The following is a 26,194-nucleotide window of genomic DNA, read 5'->3' as shown; positions in this document are numbered from 1 at the left end:
TTGAACCTGATAGTTAGCACTGATACAGGATGAGGTTTTGGGCAGCAATTAGCACCCCGGTATTTTTCGGCTGCTCCAAATGTAATACTGAAAAAATCCTATTAACAACAAGGCCGGATTCTATAAGAATCCGGCCTTAGACTGTAGACAAATGAAAAAAGTTCCACTTGATTTCAGAAATCCGCTCCCTTTCCGCTGACTGTCTGCCAAGCCTCCTCACCGCAAGCGCCTGCAGGGTCTCGGCTAGCCAGTTATTCGGCAGGTGTGTCTCAAATTTCTTCAATGCAATGAGGTTTCATCCGTATAAACAAGTAAAAAACATGAAGGATAATCAAGTTTTCCTTTAAAATTTTGGTTCGGGGTAAGACCATTCCGAACCCCTTTTTTCGCAGCCAGTCAGGGTGAACCCGCTTAATCTTCATTTTGCAATGAATACCGAACATGGTGCGTTTTTCGCAATGGAACTACTTGTACTGCCAAGGAAGAATTTTTCCAAACCGCTTTTATCGCTATTGCCGACAACGATAAGATCAGCTGAGGTTCTTGCTGCAAAGTCACACACGCTATCTGGCGCATATCCTTCCAATAGTTCGAATCTTCCCTTAACTTGATATTCACTTAACAATCTCAACGTATTACTTTCTGCGTTCTGAATACTATTCTCGACGGCGGAAGGGGTGTCATTTACCTTTTGATCTCTTGGCTGATCAACTTCAACAACAGGATGTGTCTGGACTGGATCCACATAAAATCCGGCAGAGGGTACGAACCCCGGCGCCGAGGCGTTACCCATGATACGCTGTTCAACCTTATCATTTAGGACATGAACTACGGTCAACTCGGCTTTTGGAAAGGCCTTTTTCAATGTTGCTCCATATTCGACGGCACGTTTACTCTCTTCATTTCCATCAAAAGCGACGACAATATGTTTTAAGTCTTTCATTACTATCATCTCTCCCCGTTATAAGCCATTAAAAGTGTTATACCCACTTTTAAATGGCTTCACGCCTTCAATCGGTATATAGATTGCCTTTTACGGGTAAAGGATAGATACGAGCATAGTTAAGATGGTAGGATGAAATCTGGGTCCTTCAGTTAATTGGCATGCTCAGAAGATGTAGGGATATCATCGGCAAGGATGCCGATTAACGAGTATAGTGCTACAGGAAAAGGGCGCCTTTTATTCAATCGAAGAGTTTTCTTTAACAAAAAGGGTAAAATATTTTTAATGAAACATGTCGCAGATGGGAAAATGGGGGTACAAATGAAAGGGTTAGTGAAAGTAGGTCTAATTATAATATTGGCGATTGTGGTTTTAGGCGCCGGTTCACTATTGTATTTCAGGCAGGGTGCTGATATAAGTCATCTTGAAAATAGTCTTCAGCAACCTACAGGAATCTATGATCTGGATGGGAACCTAGCCAGTACGATCACGGCAAATAAATCCGAAGGTGTTCCGATAGATGAAATACCGGAACATATGAAACAAGCGGTGGTTTCCATTGAGGATCACCGTTTTTATGAACATCACGGCATAGATTATCAAGGGATCATGCGGGCTTTGGTTAAAAATGCGAAGGCTGGAAGCGTTGTTGAAGGCGGGAGCACTCTCACCCAGCAGCTTGTGAAAATCACGATGCTGGAATCAGATCGAACACTGAAGAGGAAGATAGAAGAGTTTTTTCTGGCCCAGGAAGTTGAAAATCAATATACAAAAGATGAAATTCTGGAAATGTATTTGAATCAAGTTTATTTTGGCCATGGGGCATGGGGAATCAAAAAGGCTGCAAATATTTATTTTTCCAAAGAGGTCTCTGAATTGACCGTTGCCGAGGGAGCATTGCTGGCGGGAGTCATTAACTTGCCATCCAAACTTGATCCATACAAGAATTTGGACGGAGCAATGAAGCGGCGTGATTTGGTTCTTTCGCGAATGGAGGAACATGGTTATTTGACGAAAGATGAAGAAGCGGCTGCAAAAAAAGATTCGGTAACACTTCTTATGGGGGAGAAGGAAACCGATCCATTAAGAGGTAAGTATCCTTATTATGTCGATCATGTTTTATCGGAAGCATCGAGTAAATATGGAATTAAGCTTGAGGATCTGCTTTCAAAGGGGTATAAAATTTACACGGCTCTGGACCAATCCATGCAGCAGGCTACAGAAACCGTGTATGAGAATGCAGCCAATTTTCCGGTTGGAACGAGTACAGAGGAACTGGTTCAAAGCGGGTCTGTCCTTCTTGATCCTGAAACGGGCGGCATAAAAGCACTTGTCGGCGGGAGAGGTGAACATCAATTCATGGGATATAACCGGGCAACCCAACTGACAAGGTCTCCTGGTTCATCCATTAAACCGCTTGTCGTTTACACGCCAGCAGTTGAAGAGGGATATGATATCACTGACCCTTTAAAGGATGAAAAAATGAGCTTCGGTGAATATGAGCCAACAAACCTGAGTGGTGAATATAAAGGAGAAGTCCCCATGTATGAAGCGGTGATGAATTCCTTGAATGTACCGACGGTTTGGCTATTGAATGAGATTGGCATCGATAAGGGGCTTGATTCACTTAAGCGGTTTGGGATTCCATATGACAAGGATGATCGAAACCTGTCGATCGCTTTAGGAGGGATGAAGAAAGGTGTATCCCCGCTGCAGATGGCAGGAGCCTTTTCAGCTTTCGCCAACGAAGGCGAACGGATGGAAACCCATGCCATTGTAAGAATAGAAAATGCCGATGGAAAAGAGGTTGCCGCCTGGAAAGAGAATAGCACCAAAGTGACCTCTGTAGGCGCCGTCGACAAAATGAATGCCATGCTGCTAGGAACAGTGGAATATGGCACAGCGAAAAACGCGGCTGTTTCCGGTTATGAAATAGCAGGTAAAACAGGTTCCACACAAGTTCCCATCGAAGGAATATCAGGGGTTAAAGATCAATGGTTCATCGGATATTCACCTTCGCTGGTCGGTGCTGTTTGGGCAGGATATGATAAGACGGACGAAAAACATTATCTAACGACACACAGCAGTCAGGGAAGTGCACTCATCTTTCAAAAAATAATGTCGCAAGCTTTACAGAATCAGGCTGCTCAATCTTTTAAAGCTCAAGATATCGGTCCGCTTATAGCAGAACAACAGGCAATTATTGCCGAGCAACAGGAAAAGGCAGAAGAGGAGAAAAGGAGACAATATTGGATTGATAAAGGAAATGAAATACGGGAAGGCTTGAATAAATGGAGGGACTGGGAGGTTCCGTGGTAATTCTCAAGTCTGGGAGCATGAACAAGCCCTTCTTAATTAAAGCAACAAAAAAAGACTGTCAATCATTGACAGTCTTTCATCATTCTTAAAAAATGAGATTTGCTATTATACCGATTACGACGATTGCGCCTATCACCATTAAAATGGTTCTCATATAAATACACCCTCTTCAAAATGTAGTTGGAATCAATTCAAATATTTACGGTTTGGTTCGATTGGAAATGAAATACACTTTCATCATTTTCTTTACAAATAGCCTGTACTTTTTCAAGCATGGCATGTACATTCTCGCCTTCAAGTATGACTTTCATGGTTGCACACTCTTGAAGAATGAGCACAAAGGATACGAAAGTCGAAAGTTTCTTGGCATCGACCAATTTATGGTTGCAGATGAAATATATATTCCCTTTAAATTCTTTTGTAACTTGATATAGGTTCATGATTTGTCGCAGGGATAATCTTTTATTTGTTTTAATGTCAGAAGAAATCACTTTATTCATGTCGTTAACTCCTTTTGTTTTTATACTTTTGGAAAAGCATAATCAAGATGTCAATTCAGCTACAACTTTTAAAAATGAACAAGTATGTTTGGACTTTTTTATGTAATTGTTAGCGGGTCATGTTGTATATTTACCCGAGTGAAAGATTTTGAAACCTATTTGAAAATTTCAATTTTGGGAGGGGGAACGAACAATGCTCACACTTATTAAAAATGGGGAGCTTTATGGTCCGGAATATATGGGCCAAAAAGATATCCTCTTGGTGGGAAAGCAAATTGGCTTCATTGAGGACAAGATTGATGTACCTGCCAATTTCGTTGAAATGAAAGTGATTGATGCGAGTGGTCAAATTGTGGCTCCGGGTTTTATAGATGCTCACGTACATATTATCGGCGGAGGCGGGGAAGGGGGCTTTAAAACGAGGACACCTGAAATCCAATTAACGGATGCCACTTTAGCGGGTATAACGACATTGGTGGGGGTCATCGGCACAGATGGAACGACAAGGACGATGCCTGCACTGCTCGCTAAAGCGATAGCGCTTGAAGAAGAAGGAATTAGCTGCTTCGTTCAGACTGGTTCGTATCAAGTTCCAGTCAAGACGTTAACCGGTAAGATCGAGGATGATTTGATTCTTGTGGATAAAATTATCGGTGTTGGCGAAATAGCCATTGCAGATCATCGTTCTTCGCAGCCGACTGCAGCTGAACTCGCTAAACTGGCCTCGCAGGCGCGTAATGGGGGTCTGTTGTCCGGGAAAAGCGGTATCGTCAACATTCATGTCGGCGACAGTCTAGATCATTTGCAGGTAATTGAAGAAGTGGTCGAGACAACGGAAATACCGATCACTCAGTTCTACCCTACACATATAAACCGAAATCCGCATTTATTCAATGCAGGGGTGGAATATGCAAAAAAAGGGGGGTATATAGATTTTACGACAAGTACAATCCAGAAATTCCTCGAAGAAGGGGAGGTCAAAGCAAGTACTGCAATAAAAATGGCACTAGAAAAAGGTGTTGAAATCGGGCAGATCACCATAACTTCAGATGGGCAAGCCAGCCTGCCAGACTTCGATGGAAGCGGCAACCTTCGCGGTTTGAACATTGGTACATGCATGTCCTTATATGATTGTGTTGTCGATGCGGTCCTCGAGGATGGAGTGACAATTGCCGATGCCATACGAGTTGTGACGGAAAACCCGGCAAAAATTTTAAAGCTTTCTGCAAAGGGACAACTTTCAGTAGGTAAGGACGCCGATATCGTCATGATGAATCAACAAACTTTAGAAATAAATAGTGTTATCGCGATGGGGCAGATCATGGTCAAAGATGGTGAAGCAGTCGTGAAAGGAACATTTGAAAAATAGATCTTTTCAAATTTTGGGTGCTATTTCCGGTGCGAGTTCTAACCATTTATCCTGAAATGCAAAAAGGGATTACATTGATCTAATCCAAAACCATGATTTGTTTTTTACTATTTTATCAAATGAAACACTTATGGATGGAAGAAATATGCGACACTCCTGCCGAAAAACTGGCTAGCCGAGACCCCACAGGCGCTTGCGTCGAGGAGACTTGGCAGACAGTCGGCGGAAAGGGAGCGGATTTCTGGGATCAACTGGAACGTTTGTTTTAGTAAAAACTAGATTACCCTTCATGTTTGTTACCGTAATCCTCAATGGATTGAAGAAATATGCGACACTCCTGCCGAAAAACTGGCTAGCCGAGACCCCACAGGCGCTTGCGCCGAGGAGGTTTGGCAGGCAGTCGGCGGAAAGGGAGCGAATTTCTGAGATCAACTGGAATATTCTATAAAAACCGTATGAAACTGGATTTCTTGGAGTTTGTACCCAGCACAAAAAAGCCCCATATATTATATAATGGGGCTTTTTTGTGCTGGATACTTTTTGGGTGAAGGTTCTGAATCTATCGGGCATATCACAATTTGTTGGTAATCAATTTGAAATTTCCCCATTAAAGGTTCTCATTTTCAAAATGAAGGTGAGGTATCAGAAAACATATTCTAAATAAAGGTAATATGTAAAAAATTCATTCTATTTAACATATTATTAAAAACCTGGATGTATTATCCTTTTATATAAGGAAATGTAGTTTATGAAACAGCATTTAATCACAGATATAAAGACCAATAAAAACATTTTGGGCTGTTATTTCATGACTGTTCAAAACCTAGGTAAGTTTGCAAAACAAATCTATCTTAAGGGGAGAAATGAAATGGAAAAGACGGGAAACCCAATAATGAAAGCGCATTCAAGTGGAGTTGAGCCGGAAATTTTTCGTGTATTGACTCCAGATGGGGAAATCATTGAAACGATTGATGGAAAAATCGATAAATCACTTATGTTAAAGATGTATGAGAGCATGCTCCTGCTAAGAACATTTGACCGAAAATCAATTAATCTCCAGCGCCAAGGCAGGATCGGGACTTATGCACCTTTCGAAGGGCAGGAAGCTTCCCAAGCAGGAAGCGCTTTGGCATTGGCGGCAGGGGACTGGATGTTTCCCACATACCGTGATCATGGAGCAGCAATCATTCATGGACAGGAATTATACCGTGTTTTCCTATACTGGATGGCACATTTTGATGGTTCGATTTGTCCAGAAGGAAAAAGGTTATTGCCTCCAAGTGTTCCAATTGCCACTCAAATGCTTCATGCAGTTGGAACGGCTTGGGCGAGTAAGATTAAAGGCGAAAAGAATGTTAGCATAGCCTATTTTGGTGATGGAGCGACTTCTGAAGGGGACTTTCATGAAGCACTGAATTTTGCCGGCGTATATAAAACCCCGACAATCTTTTTCTGCCAAAATAATGGCTACGCAATCAGTGTGCCTTTTGAGAAGCAATCGGCATCCAAAACAATATCCCAGCGGGCTGCTGCTTATGACATCCATGGGGTTCGAGTGGATGGAAATGATATTTTTGCAGTATGGATGACTGTAAAGGAGGCTGTCGAAAGAGCGCTTAAAGGGGAAGGGCCTACATTAATCGAAGCCATTACTTTTCGCTATGGCGCCCATACTACTGCAGACAATCCGAACATATATCGCGATCAGGATGAAATTTCAACGTTCTGGAGGGAAAATAGGGATCCCATTACACGTCTTAGAAAGTATTTGAATAAAGAGGGGCATTGGAATGAAGAACAGGAAGAATTGGTGTTAAAGCAATTCAACGAACTGATTGATGCTCACCTTAAAAAGGCCGAAGGGTATCCGAAATCCGACCCGCTCGAAATGTTTAACCATGTATATGCCGAGGAGTCATGGCATCTAAAGGAACAGAAGCAGGAATTGAACCAATTCTTAAAGAAAGGCGGGAAGAAATGATGGGCAAAAATTTAACGATGCTTCAGGCTATTACGGAAGCGCTGGACCAAATGCTGGGTCATGATGATCGCGTGATGATCTTGGGTGAGGACATTGGGGTGAATGGCGGTGTTTTTCGATCGACGGAAGGACTTTATGAGAAGTATGGAAATGATCGAGTTGTGGATACGCCATTAGCTGAATCCGGAATCATCGGCTCTGCCATTGGTTTAGCTCTTAATGGAATGCTGCCCATAGTGGAGATCCAGTTTCTCGCCTTTATTTATCCGGGATTCGAGCAGCTCGTTTCCCATGCTGCCCGTATGAGATATCGTACTCGGGGGCAATTTGGGGTGCCCCTCGTAATTCGTACGCCATATGGTGCCGGAATCAGGGGCCCGGAACTTCATTCCGAAAGTGTCGAAACCTTCTTTGCCCATACTCCTGGTTTAAAGGTGGTTGCACCCAGTAATCCATATGACGCAAAAGGGCTGCTCATTTCAGCGCTCGAAGATCCAGATCCGGTGATTTTTTTGGAACCGACTAAATTGTATCGGGCTTTTAAGGAAGAAGTTCCCGACGAAATGTACCGAATACCAATCGGTCAAGCAAAAGTGGTCCAGGAGGGAAGCGATCTGACCATTTTTGCATGGGGGGCCATGTTAAGGGAGGCCTTGAATGCCACGAAAAAGATTGAAGCAGAAAAAGGCTGGAAATGTGAAGTGGTCGATCTTAGAACTTTATACCCTTTAGATAGGGATACGATCGTGCAATCCATTAAAAAGACAGGTCGTGCATTAATCGTCCATGAAGCCCACAAGACTGCCGGATTAGGTGCGGAGATTATCTCCATCATTAATGATGAAGCTCTTATTTACCTGAAAGCGCCGATTAAGCGTGTAACAGGATTTGATGTACCGGTTCCGCCGTTTACAATAGAAGATCATTATTTACCGACTGTTGACCGTGTAAAACAAGGAATAGTCGAAACGATATCATTTTAATTGATTAAGGGAGAAGGAGAAGGAGGATGACGCATGATGGAATTTAAACTTCCTGATGTAGGGGAAGGGATGCATGAAGGGGAAATTATCCAATGGCTCATCAAAGAAGGGGATGCTGTAAAACAGGACCAACCCATTGTTGAGGTGCAAACGGATAAAGTCAATGCGGAATTGACAGCTCCGGCAGCGGGAGTGATTAAGAAAATATTTTTTTCCGAAGGGGATATTGTGGAAGTGGGAACCACTATATTCACGATTCAGGAAGAGAACGATGTGTCAGTTCCGGATACAGGCATTAGGGAAGAAGAAAACCAAGTCGGGCAATCCGGTGATGTAAAATTAAATCCGGAGCATATTACGACTAAACAGCATCATCAGGCAGTGCGTGCGTTGGCAACCCCATTCGTGCGTCAAATGGCCAGGGAAATGAAGATTGATATCGAGAAGGTTAAAGGCTCCGGTCCAGCTGGGCGAATTACCGAAAGTGACTTGAAGCAGTTTCAAGAAAATAATTCGTTTACACGGGAAAATGCCAAACAGCATGATGACAAAACTATTCAAGAGATGGCCCCGATGAAGGATGCCGTACTTGCAAAAGGTTTGGAAAATGAGCGGGAAGAGCGGATACCGCTTAAAGGCATTCGTAAAAAAATCGCTGAACATATGGTAAAGTCCGTTTCGACCATTCCTCATGTAACCCATGTAGATGAATTGGAAATGGACCGATTGAAGGAATTTAAAAATCAATTGAAGGAGTACTCCGATGATAAGGATATAAAATTGACTTTTTTGCCATTTTTCATTAAAGCCATTGTCATCGCCTTAAAGGAGTTCAAAACATTAAACGCTTCACTTGATGAAAGAACCAATGAAATCATCCTGAAGAATTATTATCATATTGGGATTGCGACGAATACAACAGAAGGTCTCATTGTTCCGGTCATAAAACATGCAGATCAAAAAACCATTTTCCAACTTGCTGATGAAATCAGGCAATTGGCAGCCAAAGCCCGTGAAGGGAAGTTGAGCATAGATCAAATCACAGGCAGTACATTTACCATCAGCAATGTAGGGCCGATCGGAGGGATGCACGCGACCCCGATCATTAACTATCCGGAAGCGGCCATATTAGCTTTGCATAAAATGGAACATCGTATGGTCGTTCGCGATTTGGAAGGTGTTATCCGTTTAATGATGAATATGTCGCTTTCTTTCGATCATCGTTTGATTGATGGGGTAACAGCGGTGCACTTTACCAATAAAATCAAGGAATTGCTGGAAAATCCAATTCGTTTAGTTGTGGAGATGAGATAAATGGTAGTAGGGGAAGTTGCTGTTGAGACGGAGGTTATCATTATTGGAGGAGGTCCGGGAGGATATGCTGCGGCTATTCGTCTCGGCCAGTTAGGAAAATCGGTCGTGCTGGTTGAGAAGGATAAGCTGGGCGGGGTTTGCCTTAATCGGGGCTGTATACCTTCAAAAGCATTGATTCACGCAGCTGATCAATACCATGGGCTTAACGATTTAGGGAAAATGGGAATCCGGCTGTCTCAGGAAAGAACCACTATGGACTTGGGAGTTTGGCAGGCTTGGAAAGCGGGCATCACATCCCAGTTGGGGCAAGGTATTGCCCATTTGTGTAAGGAAAACGGAGTGACGGTGGTTAAAGGCCAAGCAACCTTTTTATCTGATGACCGCATTGGAGTTGAAACCGATGGCGATTTTGAAACTTACAAGTTTGAACAGGCAATTATTGCGACAGGGTCCAGACCTTTCATTCCATCCTTCATTAAAGTCGATGGAGAATATATATTGGATTCAACAACATCTTTGCAGCTGAAAGAAGTTCCTTCAAGCTTGTCGATCATCGGCGGAGGATATATCGGAATCGAGCTGGGTATGGCATTTGCAAAGCTAGGTACTAAAGTGACCATCATTGAGATGGACAATCGCATTCTTCCCCAAGTTGCTGAAAACCTGGTAAAGGAGGTCACCCGGAATGTCAAGAAGCTTGGGATCAATATCAAAACATCCTCGCGGGTAGAAAAAGCGAGTGTAGTGGATGGTCAAGTGCATCTTCTTGTGTCCTCGGAAGAACAAGGGACGGAAGCGGTCGTGAGCGAAAAGACCCTGGTTACAATTGGCAGGATCCCTAACACTGAAGAAATTGGCCTGAATCGGGCTGGAGTTACGGTTGGCGAGAAAGGCCATATAGCAGTGGATATGGAATGCCGTACAAATGTGCCGCACATTTTTGCCATCGGTGACACTACGCCAGGTCCTGCTCTTGCCCATCGAGCGTCCAAACAGGGAATCGTGGCAGCTGAAGTGATAGCGGGGCTGCCAAGTGCTGTTGACTCGCCATATGTTCCCTATGTAATCTTCTCGGAACCACAAATAGCTGGTGTTGGTTTAAGCCGTGAAGAAGCTGAACAACAGGGATACAGCGTCAAGGTTGGCAAATTTCCGTTCAGTGCCAACGGAAGGGCGCTTGCAACGAATGAAACGGAGGGATTTGCAGAAGTGATCGTGGATGCCAAAAGCCATATATTGCTCGGAATGCATATGGTAGGTGCTGATGCTTCCAACCTTATAGGTGAAGGGGTCCTTGCCCTTGAGCTGGCGGCTCGGGTCGAAGATATAGCCCTCAGCATGCATCCTCATCCCACTTTGACCGAGGGGTGGTTGGAAGCGGCTGAGGCAGTTTTGGGACATGCAATTCACATCGTAAATAAATAGGAAAAGGTAAAGTCATGGGGATTACCAATGTAGTCCCCGATTAGAATGTTATATCTTAATGGAGTCAAAAACCTGGAATTGGTACCCGAAAGGCAAGGCTATCAGTAAATTCACTCCATTTCGAAAATCTGTCCCGGCGTTTGACCAAACAGGGGCGTATTGGCCAGCAATGATTCCCTCTTGTAAAACCATCGGCATATTGATATCATTTTTACTTTGGGGAAGTATAGAGTTTTCAATAAAGCTTTGGATCCTTCAACTCCTAAACCATAACGGTTGATGAGATAACAAATCTATTCGCCATTCAACGATTGAAATGGGTTTAATTTATACGAGGAAATTATGGAATGAAGGAGGCAAATGAAATGGAGTCAAATGGTGGATCATTGCAAAAGAAATTATTGCCGCGGCATATTAGTATGATGGCAATGGGAGGGGCAATAGGTACTGGGATTTTTAAAGGAAGTGCCGAAACCATATCGTTAGCAGGGCCAGGAGTCATATTCACTTATATTTTTGCAGGATTATTACTGCTTGTAGTCATGGGTGCTATAGCGGAGATGGCAATCGTCTATCCAAATACGAATATGAAAGGCTTCGTTCAGAAAGCGTTCGGTAAGCGCTTCTCCTTCATCGTAGGCTGGATGTATTGTTTCATGTGGCTGTCCGTTTGTGTCATTGAGGTAGTGGTGGCAGGAAGCTTCTTGCAGTATTGGCTCCCGGCAATCCCGCTATGGATATTAAGTTTAGGGTGTGCAGCTTTCATCATTGGAATTAACATGATGAATGTCAAAAATTATGGTGAATTCGAATTTTGGTTTGCTGGCATTAAAATTACAATGATCATCTTATTCATCATATTGGGAGCCTGTATTTTATTTGGTGTCATCCCAAGCGGCGGATCTAATTATCTGCAAAACTTCACAGGGCATGGAGGATTTTTCCCAAATGGGTGGATGTCCATCTTTTCGGCCTTACTGATCGTCATGTTCTCCTATGGCGGTTCCGAGTTAATAGGGGTGACGGTAACGGAAGCAAAGGATGCAGAACGCATTTTACCTAAGGTCATTAAAAACTATATTTGGAGAGTCGTATTATTCTTCACCTTACCGATTCTTGTAATCTGCGGTTTGATTCCGTGGAACGAAATTAGCGACCAGGCAAGTCCGTTTGTACAAGTTTTGTCAATGTCAGGTTTTCAGGGATCTGCACATATCATGAATTTCATTTTGATTACGGCCGTCTTATCAGCCGCTAACTCTGGAATATATGGGTGTACCCGAATGCTGCATTCTTTAGCTGCAGAAGGGGAAGCTCCCAAGTCGTTCTCTTATGTATCAAAAAATGGCGTTCCCATGTACAGTTTGATATTAAGTGCAGTTGTATTGGTCGTCGGCTCCATGATTACTTTCGTTGCACAGGACAAGGCATTTGCTCTATTAATGGCGTTTCCGGGTTTTGTAGTATCACTTGTATGGATCAGCATCTGTTTAGCGCAGCTAAAACTTCGTAATTCATATCCCAAAGCCCCGAGTTTTAAATTGTGGGGATTTCCATATGTAACCTTGTTTACCGTAATCACCTTAAGCATCATTTGTGTCACGTTCGTGTTCAGTGAACAGAATCGGATCAGTATCATTGCTTGCCTGATTGTGCTGGCTGCCTTAATCTCGATTTCGATTTTTAAATTTAAAAGTGTGGACAAACAGGAAACACCTATAATAGAAAAGAATATCGCTAAATAAATCCACGTAAAAGATACGACATGGGCAAAGGTGTCCATGTCGTATCTTTCATTAATAATCACTGATATTGTGCAACTTCATTTCGGTTGGTCATGCATCAGACGTTTTATTGATTATATGTTGCAAGGATGCTATGAATCTCTCGTTTTCAAGCGGAGTGCCGATGGTCACGCGGATAGTATTTTCATAGCCTAGCAAATGACCTGAACGGATGATGACACCTTGAATTAATAACTTCTCAAAAATGTCCCTGCCAGGCTGGTTCAATTTGACCATCAAGAAGTTGGCATGTGAAGGGAAGAATGTTAAACCCATCTTGCTTAGTTCGTTTTCTAAATATCTTCTTCCTTCCCCATTCTTACGAACACACTTCTCAACAAATGGATGGTCGTCGAGGGAAGCGAATGCAGCAGCCTGTGCTAAACGATTGGTATTGAAGGGTTCCTTCACTTTAACTAGCTCTTGTATGATGGAGGCATCCATTAAACCGTATCCAATCCTTAAAGCAGCCAGTCCATAAATCTTTGAAAAAGTGCGTAAGATAACCAGATTTGAGTGCATATTGAGAAGTGGTAAGGTTTCTAAATACTCTGCATCATCGACATATTCATAGTATGCTTCATCAACGATCAGTAAAATATGTTTCGGCACCTTCTCGATAAAAGAGCGTAACTTTTCTTTTTGAACGATCGTTCCTGTCGGATTATTGGGATTACAGACAAATATCATTCTTGTTTTTTCTGTTATGGCTTCATACATACCCTGAAGGTCATGTACACCATTGATGAGAGGAACCTTTACAGGTGTGCCGCCGTCAATCATTACATTCGTTTCATACCGCGGAAATGTCACATCAGCCATAATGACTTCATCATTTTGTTGGATATAGGTTCGTGTTAACAAACGTATCACTTCATCAGATCCATTGCCTAAAATGATATGATCTTTATTGATATTCAATTTCCTTGCCAGCTTTTCAGCTAATGCAGGCGCCATACCTTCAGGATAAAAGGAGGTTTGTTCCATCTCGGTAAGCATGGCTTCTTTTGCTAGAGGTGAGTAACCGAATGGGTTCTCATTGGATGCCAATTTAACGATCGTTTCAAGACCAAGTTCGCGTTGCACTTCTTCAATCGGCTTGCCGGAAACATATGGGCTAATGCTTTCGATGTTTTGTCGAACCGGGATTTTCGTAAAGGTCAATGCAGGTTCCTCCCTTTAGTAAATTCTGAATTTTCTTTTTCTATTTGATTATTTTAATGATAGAATATTAACTGTTAAATTTACATACAAAAAAGAATGTATTTTTCGCTATCCATACAACATTTTAAAGAAATATATGCTTATATTCCTTCATTATGAAAGGCGGTTGCTTCATGGATGAAATAGATGTCAGTTTACTGGAACTTTTACAAAAAGATGGACGCATTACGATTAGTGAACTATCGAAGAAATTGGCTCTCAGTCGACCTAGCATCTCTGAACGAATGTACCGCCTGCAAGAAAAGGGGATCATTGAGGGGTTCAGCGCAAGGGTTTCACCTTTGGCTATAGGAAGGGGTGTACTTGTATTCATTCAGGTGAGTGAACTTAAGGTTCCTGTTTCCGATTTTGAGCAATTAGTGAAAAATGATTTAGATATTATCGAGTGCCACCGTGTAACAGGAACAGTTGGATATTTTTTGAAGGCGGCTTTAGCTGATATGGACAGCATGAGATTACTGATAGATCGATTAATACCCTATGGACATCTGAATACATCTGTGGTTTTGACATCCCCGGTACCTTCCCGCTCCATTCTTCCAAGGATCAATGAAATGGAGGATCATGGTGCGAAATCCTAGGCGGTCATTCAACTGATGCTGGCAAGGGTTGGGGTACCGTTCAAACTAATGAGGGTTAGAATTTAGGTTTTTATACAGAAAGGAACGAGGCGGAGGGCCTGTTCCTTTTCTGGTGTTATTATAAATCCATCAGAGCCCCGAAATATTGCTGGGCGGTTGTAAAACAAATGAATGCCAATAGTTCAGAAATCTCTTCATCATTGAACACTTCCTTCAATACTTGGAAAAACTTTTCCTCCGTTTTTTCACGTTGCAAGAGAAATACTTCCGCAAATGCGATTGCATAGCTTTCTTTCATATCGTCCGGCTTTAGTGGAGTCCCTTTTGCCTGACAGTATGAGCAGCCATTACCGTATGCAAGCACCCTTCTGACGTTTTCCTTTAATTTCTTCGAAAGCTTCCCATCTGCAGATATGCAATCTGAGAGATCCGACCATTTATTCGAAATATCTTCAGAATGAAATAATCTTTGAAATGGACTGGATCCCTGTGATGATTTTTTTATTCTTGTCATGAACACCTCTCCTTTGAGATAATCCTAATATAAAAATCCAGGGATTTTAATTCCGTTTGTAAAGTAATACGGTTAAATAATGAATGAATGTAAAGAGAAGAAGGGGAATAATTTAAAAATGAAAATAGATGAGAAAGACCAGAGCATCCTTGCCGAATTAACGTTGAATAGCCGAATCTCCATGAGGGAATTGGCAAAGAAAGTAAACCTCTCGGCCCCTACCGTCGCCGAACGGGTACGGCAAATGGAATCGTTCGGGATCATTAAAGGGTATGTTGCCGAGATTGATCATAAAAAGATCGGTTTTCCAATTGAGTGTATCGTGGAAGCAACGATAAAAAATGGGGAATATGAGAAATTCAAAAAGTATATCTCCAAGGTGCCGAATGTTGATTTTTGTTATCGAATTGCCGGGCAGGCTTGCTTTATGCTGAAAATCCACACTCAGAGCCTTGAAGAAGTGGAGGAATTCATCAATCGGACCATCCCTTTTGCGGCAACCGTTACCCATGTGATCCTTTCACAGGTGGAGCGGGAACAGGAATGAGTATTTTTATAATGGAAGAAAAAGAGTCCCTGTATATGCCGACCATTTTGAACCGTTCTTGAATTAATGGATAAAATCGCGTGTCCATAAGGTATAACATATGGTTACAGCGCCTGGATATTTCCAGGTGTTTTTTTTCAATCAATGCTTTCGGTGATTCAAGAAAGAATAAGCCAATGGTAAAAGGGGTACATGTAATAATGGATTATAATCTGAAAGGGTAGGGTGAGGTATCATGGAGGGAACTGACGACTTTAAACCTGAACTGGCCAGGGAAGCAGTAAATGTGATAGAAAATGTAGCAGGAACACATCCTGGTTATCGGCGTGTGCATGCAAGGGGATATGTTTATGAGGGGGTTTTTACCCCAAACGGAAAAGCTTCCCCATTAACGGTGGCTTCGCATCTTCAGGATGAAGCCGTGCCGGTGATCATTCGGTTTTCAAATAGCTCGCCGATTCCAAGCCATCCTGATGCCATTTCCCCTGTAAAGGGCATGGCAGTCAAGTTTCATTTGCCAAATGGAAAGGTGTCAGATCTTATTACTGTGACCATTCCGTTATTCTTTGCAAAAACACCACAAGCGTTTGTTGATATTGCTGGCTTTTTCAAATCTGCAAAGGAAGGTTTCCCTAATCTGAAAGATCTTGCAAAAATCCTGTTGAAATACCCTGAAAGCAAGGCGAGCTTGCAAATGCTTAAAGAAATGCGTTCTCCAGCCAGTTTTTCAACGTGCCAATATTACTCCATTCACGCATTCTATTTCATTAACAAGCAAGAAAGGCGGCAGGCCATCAAGTATGAGTGGGTGCCTGATGCCGGCCTTAGTATGTTAGAACAAGGGGAGGTGGCCGAGCATTCGCCGGAGTATCTGGATGAAGAAATGGAAAAGAGGCTTAAAGAAGGTCCAGTAGGCTTTAAATTGAACATCCAAATAGGAGGGGAAAATGACCCGACTGACGATCCGACTACAGCTTGGTCGGAAGCTAAACAGGTAATCACGATAGGGCATTTAATGATCTCCAAAAAATTGGAAGTGTGTAAAGATGCTTTATTGTTTGATCCAACCAATATTCCAAAAGGAATCGAGTGCTCGGAAGACCAGATCTTGCATTTTCGCCATAGTGCTTATGCCGTTTCATATGAACGTCGGATAAATAACCAATGAATGAAATCAAGAAAAGGGAACCCCTTACTAAAGGGGGCTCCCTTCATAAAACCTGTTTTAGAAATCCGCTCACTTTTCGAGCCTGACACCAATCCTTCTGCCGCAAGCATAAACTATTCTTAATCAATTCGGGATGAGACCAGCCTGCAAATCCTTTAAATACCATTCCAGTTGATTGAAATGGAAGGTACGACTCCTGTAGGAAAAGCGAAGTCCAAGGGAGACCCGACAGGCGCAAAGGGCGCCGAGGAGGATTCCGGACCGCCCTCGGAAAGCGAATGTCTGGAGTGGAAATCAAAGTTTAGTAAGTTTACATTTTTCCGGATCTGAAAATGGTGTAGAGCATAAGTAAGAACATCAGGGTTGCAACGACAAATCCAATCTCGATAACCGGTATCTTCCATAAGGTCAAGGTTTCCCCGCCGATTGCAGAGCCGATAATGAGACCGACCATGATTATGCTGAATGCAAGCAGGATAATACTGAACGACAGCCGGTTCGAGATTTGATCAAGCTTATGTAAAAAAACTTGAAGTTCTGGGATGTTGATATCGAGCCGCAATTTCCCTTTTTTAATGATACCTGTCACTTCCTTGAGATCTTTGGGCAGTTCGGCAATGGCTTCAGCAGACTCAATGAATTGATTCCAGGCATTCTTCGCAATGTTTTTTGGGTTGTAGCGTTCTTTAAAAAGCCTTTCCCCAAAAGGTTCAGCTGCCTTCATGATGCTGAAATTCGGATCTAGCCCTTCGACAATGGCCTCCATGGTAAGCAGAGCCTTTCCGAGCATCGTGAATTCGGGAGGGATTTGGACTTGGTGCCGATTGGCAACGGTGAACAGGTCATTGACTGCTCCGCCTAAGCTGATTTGGCTCAATGGGATATCATAATATTTATTTCTCAGTTCATCAATATCCCCCCTTAATGGTGCCATATCGATTTCGTCCGTTAGGAGGCCCATATCTGAAAGTGTCTTGATCAATCCATTGGTGCTTCCGCGTTTCAGATTGATGACAAGTGAGGCGAACTGATACTTCGTTTCTTCCTCCAGACGTCCCACCATTCCAAAATCCATGAGTGCGACTACATTCCCTGGCAAAATGATGATATTGCCTGGGTGGGGATCGCCGTGATAAAAGCCATCGATCAATATTTGATGAAGCATGGAGTTCGCTAATCTTTCCGCGATTTGCCGGCGATCATAACCTTCATCATCAAGCTGTTTATAATGATTGACCTTAATTCCTTGAATGAAATCCATTGTCAGGACCCTTTTTGTGGAAAACTCCCAATGGATCCTTGGTACCTTAAACCCTTGATCATCGATGAATTGCTTGGCAATCCTTTCCCCGTTTCGACCCTCATAGTTATAATCGAGTTCTGCACGGAGTGATTTAGCGAATTCATCAATCATTTTTCTGATTTGATAACGTCTTGCCCAAGATATGCGAGCTTCCATAAGTCTTGCCAAATCATCGAGAATTTCCAAATCCGTTTCCACCGTCGGCAGAATATCGGGGCGCTGCACTTTGATTGCTACGACTTCCTGTGACGGAAGCCGTGCCGTGTGGACCTGTCCAATCGAAGCAGTAGCCAGTGGGGTTTCATTAAATTCCAGAAAAATGTTTTCCAAAGAATCACCCAATTCGGCTTCGACAATTTTACGGACCTTATCAAATGGAAAAGGGGTGACCTGGTCCTGTAGCTTTTCAAGCTCACGGACGATTTCGTCAGGAACGAAATCACGCCTCGTACTTGCAATCTGTCCAAGTTTAATGAATGTAGGTCCCAAGCTTTGTAATATCGTATGCAGCCGCTCTCCGATTGAGCGGAGGTTCAGGTTTTCATCGGGTTGGAGTTTCGATCCCGCTTTGCTCTCGGATAATCCCAAACGATAGATGAAGTAACCGAAACCATTTTTCAAGAAGGCATTAATGATTTCCTGGTAACGATGTGCGTGTTTCAGTCGTTTGCGAAACATTCAAGTACCTCCTGTCACGGTTGTAAGTTTTGGTTCTGTTTCTCCAAAATTACGATACGGCGCTCCAATTCCTGGACTTCTTCTTTAGTTGCCAAGTTTAGGCCATTGAGCGCTTGATTGACTTTGGCCTTGACGGAATCATCCAGCTGCTTTTGGGCTTGTTCCCCTTTTTCGACCCATTGCTTAATAAGGACCTTGGAGTCTTCTTTGCTGATATCGCCTTTTTTGACAAGAGAGTCCACTGCTTTTTCAATTTGCTCTTTTGTAGAAGCGGCAGCACCTAATCCTAATGAAAACACATTTTTTAATAAGTCCATTTTACATTCCTCCAATATAAATTTTTACACTGTAAGAAAGATAATAGCGGATGCCATCCACTCTGGTTCATTCTTGTTGGTACTATTTATCATACATCACTTTAGGGCAGCTACAAAAAAATAAGGGTCCTGTGATTATTGATGATAAGGAGAAGGATTTTTCGATAGGTCAAAATTGTTTGAAGTGAAGCGGATTGGATATGATGATAAGGGAATAAACTGTGAAAGTGAGGTTGGAATAATGGGTTTCAAAAATAAAACGGTGATTGTTACAGGCGCTTCGAATGGGATAGGGAGAGGCGTGGCAAAGGGATATGCAGAAAGCGGCGCTTCAGTCGTTCTCGCTGATTTGGACGAGCGGGAAGGTCTTCTGTATGTGGAAGAGCTCAAAAGTAACGGTCATGAAGCCATGTTCGTTACAACGGATGTACGCAAGGAAGCTGACATTCAACATTTGATGGATGTAACTCTAAAAACATATAAGACCATTGATATATTAATCAATAATGCAGGAAAGGCATTATTCAAATCGCTTTATGATCTGACGATTGAGGAATGGGACGATATGATGAATACGAATTTGCGCAGTGTTTTCCTCTGTTCCCGGGCCGCGGCAGAATCGATGCGGAAAAATGAAATGGGAGGTGCAATCATCAATATAGCATCAACGAGAGCGATGATGTCTGAGCCGGATTCGGAATCCTATGCAGCGACAAAAGGAGGGATCAAAGCACTGACACATGCACTTGCCGCTTCTTTGGGCAAAGAGAAAATTACGGTCAATTCGATTTCTCCGGGGTGGATTGAAACAGGAGATTATGAATCGCTTAGGGATAAAGATCACCAGCAGCATTTTTCCAATCGGGTTGGCAAACCGGAAGATATTGCAAGGGCCTGTCTTTATTTGACGGCAACGGAAAATAATTTCGTTACGGGTGAGGATCTTATCGTCGATGGAGGCATGACAAGAAAAATGGTGTACGAGGAGTAACTCATTTTTTCCGATAGAGATATTGCAGTTCAGTACCGAGCTCACGGTTGAGCAGCTGTTCCATTTCTTCAAGCTCTTTTATGCCGATAGGGGGATCGGCAGCTGTCCAATGAACGGTATAAACAAAATGGTAATCTCTTATTTTTCGGAAAATGACAGGCGAATTCGGGAATTGATCAAAAATTGCCCTGATATTATAGCGTCTCATGTAGGACCACTTAACAAGCTGCATGTAGCTACCCACCCTTTTCAAAAAGAGATCAATGACTGCCAGGATGGCAGCCATTGGTCCGGTTCTTATTTATCGTTGAATAAATTGAATAAGCCTCTAGCTACGCTGCCTTCTTCGGATGATCCTCCATTTTGCGGCGCTGCAGCAAATACACGGCTGGCAAGCCGGCTGAATGGCAAAGATTGCACCCAGACTGTCCCGGGCCCTTTTAATGTTGCAAAGAATAAACCTTCGCCTCCGAACAAAGCGGTTTTCACGCCTTTTACAGTTTCGATATTATAATCTACCCCGCTAGTCATTGCCACTAAACATCCTGTATCGACGCGTAAAATCTCTCCTGCTGCCAATTCCTTTTTATGGATCGTGCCGCCGGCATGAACGAAGGTCATTCCATCTCCTTCTAGTTTTTGCATGATGAAGCCTTCACCGCCAAAGAAGCCTGCCCCTATTTTTCTCTGAAACTCAATTCCGACCGAAACGCCTTTTGCAGCCGCCAGGAAAGCGTCCTTTTGACAAATGATTTTCCCGCCTAGCTCGCTTAAATCCATCGGGATGATTTTCCCTGGATAAGGCGAGGCGAATGAAACGTGTTTTTTATCTCGTCCTTCATTCGTAAATGCCGTCATGAAAAGACTCTCACCAGTAAGGAGCCGTTTCCCGGCACCGAATAGCTTACCCATCATACCGCTGTCACCATTCGAAGACCCATCACCAAAGATGGTTTCCATCTTGATTTGATCTTCCATCATCATTAAACTTCCAGCTTCGGCAATCACCGTTTCCTGAGGGTCCAATTCCACTTCAACAAACTGCATGTCATCTCCATATAACTTAAAATCTATTTCATGATTATTCAATTTCCATTCCTCCCATCCGCTTATTTTAATTGTAAAAGATAAACTCTTAACCTGCCAATATTTTTCAGTTTACTGCTGTAATTTATATATTTTTTGTTTTCAAGGGTATATCTAGTAAAATGAAGAAAGAAAAAACAGCATGACACTTAAGTTGAAATGAACCTTTTCTTAAGTGCAGGAGGAGACAGCCGTGGAGACTTACATATTATCATTGGACCAGGGAACGACAAGTTCCCGGGCCATTTTATTTAATAAAAGCGGGGAAGTTTTGCATATTGCCCAAAAGGAATTCACCCAATATTTCCCGAATCCAGGATGGGTGGAGCATAACGCCAATGAAATTTGGGGTTCCATCCTATCGGTAATCGCTTCCTGTCTATCGGAAATGAATGTAAAGCCTGACCAGATCGCTGGAATTGGCATAACGAATCAACGCGAGACGACCGTGGTGTGGGATAAGGAAACAGGACAGCCGATTCATCATGCCATCGTCTGGCAATCCCGGCAGACAAGCGAAATTTGTACGCAATTGAAGGCTGATGGCCTCGATGACTTATTTTTGCAGAAAACCGGTTTGTTGATTGATGCATATTTTTCCGGTACAAAGGTGAAATGGATTCTCGACCATGTAGATGGGGCACGGGAAAAGGCTGAAAACGGAGACTTATTGTTTGGTACGATCGATACGTGGCTAATATGGAAACTTTCGGGTGGTAAAGCACATATAACCGATTATTCGAATGCTTCAAGGACGTTGATGTATAACATTCATGACCTGAAGTGGGACGAAGAGCTGCTGGAAATCCTGCAAGTGCCGCGATCGATGCTTCCGGATGTTCGCTCTTCATCGGAGATATACGGGAAAACAGCGCCACACCATTTCTTTGGGCACGAAATTCCGATTGCCGGAGCAGCGGGAGATCAACAGGCTGCTTTGTTCGGCCAAGAATGCTTTGAAAAAGGAAGCGCTAAGAATACGTATGGTACCGGATGCTTCATGCTGATGAATACAGGCGAAAAGGCAGTGAAATCAGAGCATGGCCTGTTGACCACGATTGCATGGGGGCTGAATGGAAAAGTCGAATATGCCTTGGAAGGAAGTATTTTTGTTGCAGGTTCGGCCATACAATGGTTAAGGGATGGGCTGAAACTCTTGCATGATCCGAAAGACAGTGAAAAGTATGCTTTACGGGTCACTTCAGCCGATGGTGTCTATGTAGTTCCCGCATTTGTTGGATTAGGCACCCCTTATTGGGATAGTGATGTCAGGGGAGCTGTATTCGGTCTGACAAGGGGGACATCGAAGGAGCATTTCGTCCGGGCAACATTGGAAGCATTGGCCTACCAGACAAAAGATGTCCTTAAGGCCATGGAAGTCGATTCGGGGATTAACCTAAAGGTACTGAGGGTCGATGGCGGGGTTGTCAAAAACAACTTCTTGATGGAATTTCAAAGCGGCCTCCTGAATGTACCAGTCGAAAGGCCCATCATTAGTGAAACGACAGCGTTAGGAGCGGCGTATTTGGCTGGGCTCGCTGTCGGATATTGGGAAGATCAGGAAGAGATTTCAAAGCTATGGGCAGTCGATAAGAAATTCGAACCCGAGATGGAAGAACAGGAACGGAAGGATTTATATGATGGCTGGAAAAAGGCAGTTCAGGCGGCAAGGGTTTTTAAATAGAGTAAGTAAGGGCATTAATAGGGGAGGGATGAATACAGAACGTACAAACTTAAAAAAGGGGTGGTAATATGTTAGTTAAGGATTTCATGATAAGGGAAGTCTTTGTAGCCCGTCCTGATTTTACATTAAAGGAAATTCTGCGGATCTTAATCGAAAATAAAGTGGGCGGGGTCCCCGTTGTCGATGAACATGATAAGTTATTGGGAATGGTGACGGACGGGGATATCCTTCGTTACTTGACACCTGCAGAGGAAGCCATCATGGGGTATTTCACCTACATTACGGTCCTTCCCGGTGAAGAATTGGATGAAAAGGTTACATCCAAAATGAATGATAAAGTCTCACAAATCATTAAAAATAAAAGGATTACAAAGCTATCTCCCGAAGACCCGTTAGATGAACTGATAAAGGTCCTGTCCAAGCATCATTTCAAGAAAATCCCCGTCGTGGACAAAAATGATAAAGTCGTCGGCATCATCAGCAGGGGAGATGCACTTAGGGCCCTTTATAAGGAATTCGTTCAAAAGCTGGAATAAATGGAGCATCAAAAAAGGCCTGCTCGTAATCGAGCAGGCCTTTTTTGTATTCATCAATGAGTGCTTTCTACTTCTTTATCTGCATCAGATTCACCTTTTGCTCTTTTTTCCTTCAATTTAAAGTAGGCGTCCATTACGTCCCGCCCGATGCGTTTGTTAATATCATCAGAGGGCTGGCCTTGATACACCCATGGCACGACGACAGAGAATGCCACTTCCGGATTATTGTGAGGTGCATAACCTACAAGCGTCAAATTGATAGTCGGGACTGGCGCGCTATATTGATTCCTCCGCGGTCCGTCGTAAAAGGCCTCGGCAGTGCCCGTTTTTGCTGCCGCACGGTAGGACTTCCCGCCGAAATATTTATATGCCGTCCCGCCTGGCTCCTGTGCGACCTGCCTGAATCCTTCCTGGACACGCTGGATCCAAACGTCTTTCCCGCCTAAATCGTTTAACACTTTGGGACTCATCGTTTTAAAGACGCTGCCCAATTCATTGTGTTCGTTGGATGGATTCCTGATTTCCCTGACCATATGGGGCTCAAGCCTTTTTCCGCCATTTGCAATCGTCGAAACGTACTGTGCCAATTGCATGGGTGTATATGTATCATACTGGCCAATCGATAAATCCAGCAGCAATCCATCTGTAGACATGTCGACGCCTTTAAACCCTACGGATTCATTTGGCAGGTCGATGCCTGTGCGGACACCCAATCCAAATTGGGCATAATGATTCCGCATGATTGAATAAGCTTCCCGGTTGATTCCTAACGGCCGGTTAGGGATATAATGACCGCCGGCAATTTTGATTGCCGTCATGAACATATAGACATTCGACGATTTCTTTAACGCGGAGACATCGGTTACATAACCCAAATCACTATAAGATCCTTTCTTAGGGGCCCCTGCTAAAAGGAGTTTTCTGTCAAAAAAAGCTGACCCTGGTGCGATGGCTCCTGTCTGAAAGCCCGTGTAGACAGTGGCTCCTTTAACAGATGATCCCATCGTATACGAGGTCGTAATGTTTCCAAGGGCAAAATCGTTCATTTCGGTCAACCCGGTTTTACTGTTACGGCCGTATTGCCTGCCGGCCATCGTGAGCACCTCGCCTGTATTCGGGTCCATTAAAACGACGAAGGCACGATCCAATAAGTAGGTATTTCCTTTAGCTTTCGATTTCGACAATTCTCTCTCGATGATTTTTTCAACCTGCTGCTGCAGCTCCATATCAATTGTAAGGACCAAGTCTTTTCCGCTTTGCCCTTCAGTGAGGGTATTCGTTTTGATGACTTCCCCTTTGCTCAGCACATTTTCAATCCGCGTCTTTTGACCGCGCAGGACATCTTCATATTGTTTTTCGATATAACTTTTTCCGACCCGGTCATTCCTGGTATAGTCGCGTGCCAGATAATAGTCAATATTTTCACTGGGAATGCCTTCTTCGGAAGAAGAGACCTTGCCAAGAACCGAGCGGAGGGTCTCATCATACTTATAGGTCCTTTCCCAATCCGTCGTTACATCCACGCCTGGCATTTCATCCAAATGTTCACTGACCCTGGCGAATTCCTTAGTGGTGACATCTTTATTCTTCACGATCGACGGTGCGAGGGCATAGCCGCTATTGAATTCCCTAAAGATGGCGATCACTTCCAATTCATCTTTGGAGAATTCCTTGATATTCCCATCGGTTACCCGCTCCATTTGAAGTTTGTATAAATCTTTTTGCTCCAATTTCTTTTCGATGACTTTCTTCCTCTCGGCCTTGGTGATCAAGGCTTCGGCTTCTTTCGGATGCTTTAAAATCCAAAAATCCTTTTTATCCGGAAGGGTTACCTTTTTGGTATCCTTTTCTATCAAGGTAGCAAGGACCTCTGCCGTCTTCACCATATCGGCCGTTTTCGTATTCGGGTATTTCGTATAGGTGATCGCATTACGCGGCTCATTATCAACGACCGGATTCAAGTTACGGTCATACATCTTGCCACGGGGAACGGGGGTATTGGCCACATCGTTTTCCGTTCGGTCGACTTCGCGGAGGTAATCATCCCCATACACGATTTGGACGATTCCAAGCCGGATTATTAAGCTTGAAAATAAAATGAATATTAAAAAGAACATAAAGTTCAGTCGGAAAGGAATTGGGGTTTTTTTCTTTTTTTCTTTGGCCATCATTAACATTCCTTTCTAGTAAAAGTAAAAAATAAGAAAATTCCTATCTCCAATGATATATAAAATTAACTTATTTTTCTATGCTTTATCCGTAAATTTATCTATATTTCCAAAAGATTGTTTTGAAGTTATATAATTCCTAGTAATCTTACAATTGGGAAAATTGATATATATATAATGGCCAATGAGTCTGAAGGGATTTAATAGATAAAGAGAGGGAGAAGCGGAACAGCGGCAATCATGAGGAGGGATGTATGTATGGGGCGCTCATATAAAAAAGGGGAACATAAACCAAGGTACTTGGAAAGAAGTCTTGTACATGAACGTTTAATGATTTTAAACCTTAGAATCCATTCACAATGACTTAAGTACCATGATAAGCATTATTTTGCTTCATATTTCCTAACGGGAGTTTGGGTCGTGACACAGATAATCTCTTTGAAATATCCGCATAGTTCAAGCCATTTTTCAGGGTAAATATAGTTGAACCGTTCAATCGTTTCTAGGGAGTGAAGCACAAGGCAATCGATTTGCCCCGTTTTTTTACTCTGTAAATTGGATAGAAGCTCATGTGGGATGGTGTAATAAGGGTGGATTTGATACGGATTGAGTATGACCGGGGAAATATTCTTCTCTTCCATATACCTGTTTGTCACGATTTTTTGGATTGCAAAGCTTTCATCCGTATGTAAATCCCCGATTTTGTAATTGGGATTCAATAGTACAATGCCTCTCATTTGATTCACCCATTCTTTTTGTTAACCATTCTTGCCAAATGG

The 26,194-nt window shown here is 43.0% G+C and carries 23 protein-coding genes; 13 read left to right on the top strand and 10 right to left on the bottom strand.

The features are described 5' to 3' along the window. Positions 1-418: 418 nt before the first annotated feature. Positions 419-943 carry a universal stress protein gene (locus ACIQ0C_RS19260; RefSeq protein ID WP_403062845.1) on the bottom strand — a complete coding sequence of 175 codons (525 nt, stop codon included), beginning with the start codon at positions 941-943 and terminating at the stop codon, positions 419-421. 321 nt (positions 944-1,264) lie between these two features. Here ACIQ0C_RS19260 and ACIQ0C_RS19255 point away from each other — a divergent pair, with 321 nt between their 5' ends. Continuing rightward, positions 1,265-3,262, top strand: a complete 1,998-nt coding sequence (locus tag ACIQ0C_RS19255) for a transglycosylase domain-containing protein (protein ID WP_403062842.1) — start codon at positions 1,265-1,267, stop codon at positions 3,260-3,262. Positions 3,263-3,453: 191 nt separating this feature from the next. Here the strand turns inward: ACIQ0C_RS19255 and ACIQ0C_RS19250 are convergent, their stop codons facing one another. Continuing rightward, positions 3,454-3,762: a hypothetical protein gene (locus ACIQ0C_RS19250; RefSeq protein ID WP_403062839.1), complete on the bottom strand. Its 309-nt coding sequence runs from the start codon at positions 3,760-3,762 to the stop codon at positions 3,454-3,456. Positions 3,763-3,955: 193 nt separating this feature from the next. Here ACIQ0C_RS19250 and iadA point away from each other — a divergent pair, with 193 nt between their 5' ends. The 6 genes from iadA (at position 3,956) to ACIQ0C_RS19220 (ending at position 12,579) form a co-directional block, all read left to right on the top strand. Then, entirely contained in the window at positions 3,956-5,131 is a 1,176-nt protein-coding gene (iadA, locus tag ACIQ0C_RS19245; RefSeq protein ID WP_403062836.1) for a beta-aspartyl-peptidase, read from the top strand. Positions 5,132-5,999: 868 nt separating this feature from the next. Continuing rightward, positions 6,000-7,112 carry a pyruvate dehydrogenase (acetyl-transferring) E1 component subunit alpha gene (gene pdhA, locus ACIQ0C_RS19240; RefSeq protein ID WP_403062833.1) on the top strand — a complete coding sequence of 371 codons (1,113 nt, stop codon included), beginning with the start codon at positions 6,000-6,002 and terminating at the stop codon, positions 7,110-7,112. Further along, positions 7,112-8,095, top strand: coding sequence for an alpha-ketoacid dehydrogenase subunit beta (locus tag ACIQ0C_RS19235; RefSeq protein ID WP_403062901.1), 984 nt, complete (start codon positions 7,112-7,114; stop codon positions 8,093-8,095). The genes pdhA and ACIQ0C_RS19235 overlap by 1 nt, the downstream gene beginning before the upstream one ends. Before the next feature lie 33 nt (positions 8,096-8,128). Continuing rightward, a complete protein-coding gene (locus ACIQ0C_RS19230; protein ID WP_403062831.1) occupies positions 8,129-9,409 on the top strand; it encodes a dihydrolipoamide acetyltransferase family protein in 1,281 nt (426 codons plus the stop codon). Continuing rightward, positions 9,410-10,834: a dihydrolipoyl dehydrogenase gene (gene lpdA, locus ACIQ0C_RS19225; RefSeq protein WP_403062828.1), complete on the top strand. Its 1,425-nt coding sequence runs from the start codon at positions 9,410-9,412 to the stop codon at positions 10,832-10,834. 365 nt (positions 10,835-11,199) lie between these two features. Next, complete coding sequence (locus tag ACIQ0C_RS19220) at positions 11,200-12,579, top strand: amino acid permease (protein ID WP_403062825.1); 1,380 nt, start codon at positions 11,200-11,202, stop codon at positions 12,577-12,579. A gap of 90 nt (positions 12,580-12,669) precedes the next feature. On the opposite strand, the gene hisC is transcribed toward ACIQ0C_RS19220, so the two are convergent. After that, a complete protein-coding gene (gene hisC / locus ACIQ0C_RS19215; protein WP_402836672.1) occupies positions 12,670-13,782 on the bottom strand; it encodes a histidinol-phosphate transaminase in 1,113 nt (370 codons plus the stop codon). Positions 13,783-13,955: 173 nt separating this feature from the next. Between hisC and ACIQ0C_RS19210 the strand changes: the two genes are divergently transcribed. Then, positions 13,956-14,423, top strand: coding sequence for an Lrp/AsnC family transcriptional regulator (locus ACIQ0C_RS19210; RefSeq protein WP_034314805.1), 468 nt, complete (start codon positions 13,956-13,958; stop codon positions 14,421-14,423). A gap of 118 nt (positions 14,424-14,541) precedes the next feature. Here the strand turns inward: ACIQ0C_RS19210 and ACIQ0C_RS19205 are convergent, their stop codons facing one another. Continuing rightward, entirely contained in the window at positions 14,542-14,937 is a 396-nt protein-coding gene (locus tag ACIQ0C_RS19205; protein ID WP_403062822.1) for a carboxymuconolactone decarboxylase family protein, read from the bottom strand. Between the two features lie 118 nt (positions 14,938-15,055). Here ACIQ0C_RS19205 and ACIQ0C_RS19200 point away from each other — a divergent pair, with 118 nt between their 5' ends. Together ACIQ0C_RS19200 and ACIQ0C_RS19195 are read left to right on the top strand one after the other, a co-directional pair. Beyond that, positions 15,056-15,484, top strand: coding sequence for an Lrp/AsnC family transcriptional regulator (locus tag ACIQ0C_RS19200; protein ID WP_403062819.1), 429 nt, complete (start codon positions 15,056-15,058; stop codon positions 15,482-15,484). Positions 15,485-15,719: 235 nt separating this feature from the next. Further along, entirely contained in the window at positions 15,720-16,652 is a 933-nt protein-coding gene (locus tag ACIQ0C_RS19195; protein WP_403062816.1) for a catalase family peroxidase, read from the top strand. A 310-nt stretch (positions 16,653-16,962) separates the two neighbouring features. Here ACIQ0C_RS19195 and ACIQ0C_RS19190 read toward each other — a convergent pair whose 3' ends face one another. Further along, positions 16,963-18,633, bottom strand: a complete 1,671-nt coding sequence (locus ACIQ0C_RS19190; protein WP_403062813.1) for an ABC1 kinase family protein — start codon at positions 18,631-18,633, stop codon at positions 16,963-16,965. Positions 18,634-18,647: 14 nt separating this feature from the next. Further along, on the bottom strand, positions 18,648-18,950 hold the full coding sequence (locus tag ACIQ0C_RS19185; protein ID WP_403062810.1) for a phasin family protein: 303 nt from the start codon (positions 18,948-18,950) through the stop codon (positions 18,648-18,650). 241 nt (positions 18,951-19,191) lie between these two features. On the opposite strand from ACIQ0C_RS19185, the gene ACIQ0C_RS19180 reads away from it, so the two are divergent. After that, positions 19,192-19,941, top strand: coding sequence for an SDR family NAD(P)-dependent oxidoreductase (locus ACIQ0C_RS19180; protein WP_402837165.1), 750 nt, complete (start codon positions 19,192-19,194; stop codon positions 19,939-19,941). A gap of 1 nt (position 19,942) precedes the next feature. On the opposite strand, the gene ACIQ0C_RS19175 is transcribed toward ACIQ0C_RS19180, so the two are convergent. Continuing rightward, positions 19,943-20,173, bottom strand: a complete 231-nt coding sequence (locus ACIQ0C_RS19175) for a hypothetical protein (protein WP_402836662.1) — start codon at positions 20,171-20,173, stop codon at positions 19,943-19,945. 65 nt (positions 20,174-20,238) lie between these two features. Next, complete coding sequence (locus tag ACIQ0C_RS19170) at positions 20,239-21,030, bottom strand: TIGR00266 family protein (protein ID WP_048687434.1); 792 nt, start codon at positions 21,028-21,030, stop codon at positions 20,239-20,241. A gap of 190 nt (positions 21,031-21,220) precedes the next feature. Between ACIQ0C_RS19170 and glpK the strand changes: the two genes are divergently transcribed. Further along, complete coding sequence (glpK, locus tag ACIQ0C_RS19165; RefSeq protein ID WP_403062807.1) at positions 21,221-22,711, top strand: glycerol kinase GlpK; 1,491 nt, start codon at positions 21,221-21,223, stop codon at positions 22,709-22,711. 68 nt (positions 22,712-22,779) lie between these two features. Further along, positions 22,780-23,247 (top strand): CBS domain-containing protein, encoded by a 468-nt coding sequence (locus ACIQ0C_RS19160; RefSeq protein ID WP_214769613.1) that lies wholly within the window; start codon positions 22,780-22,782, stop codon positions 23,245-23,247. A gap of 53 nt (positions 23,248-23,300) precedes the next feature. On the opposite strand, the gene ACIQ0C_RS19155 is transcribed toward ACIQ0C_RS19160, so the two are convergent. Next, complete coding sequence (locus tag ACIQ0C_RS19155) at positions 23,301-25,415, bottom strand: peptidoglycan D,D-transpeptidase FtsI family protein (RefSeq protein WP_403062898.1); 2,115 nt, start codon at positions 25,413-25,415, stop codon at positions 23,301-23,303. Between the two features lie 383 nt (positions 25,416-25,798). Next, complete coding sequence (locus tag ACIQ0C_RS19150) at positions 25,799-26,152, bottom strand: hypothetical protein (RefSeq protein ID WP_403062803.1); 354 nt, start codon at positions 26,150-26,152, stop codon at positions 25,799-25,801. Positions 26,153-26,194 lie beyond the last annotated feature (42 nt).

The organism is Peribacillus sp. NPDC096448, assembly GCF_044762675.1.
GTDB classification, from domain to species: Bacteria; Bacillota; Bacilli; order Bacillales; family DSM-1321; genus Peribacillus; species Peribacillus frigoritolerans_B.
Note: the sequence above shows the minus strand (reverse complement) of the source record. Positions and strands in the feature narration are given on the sequence as shown.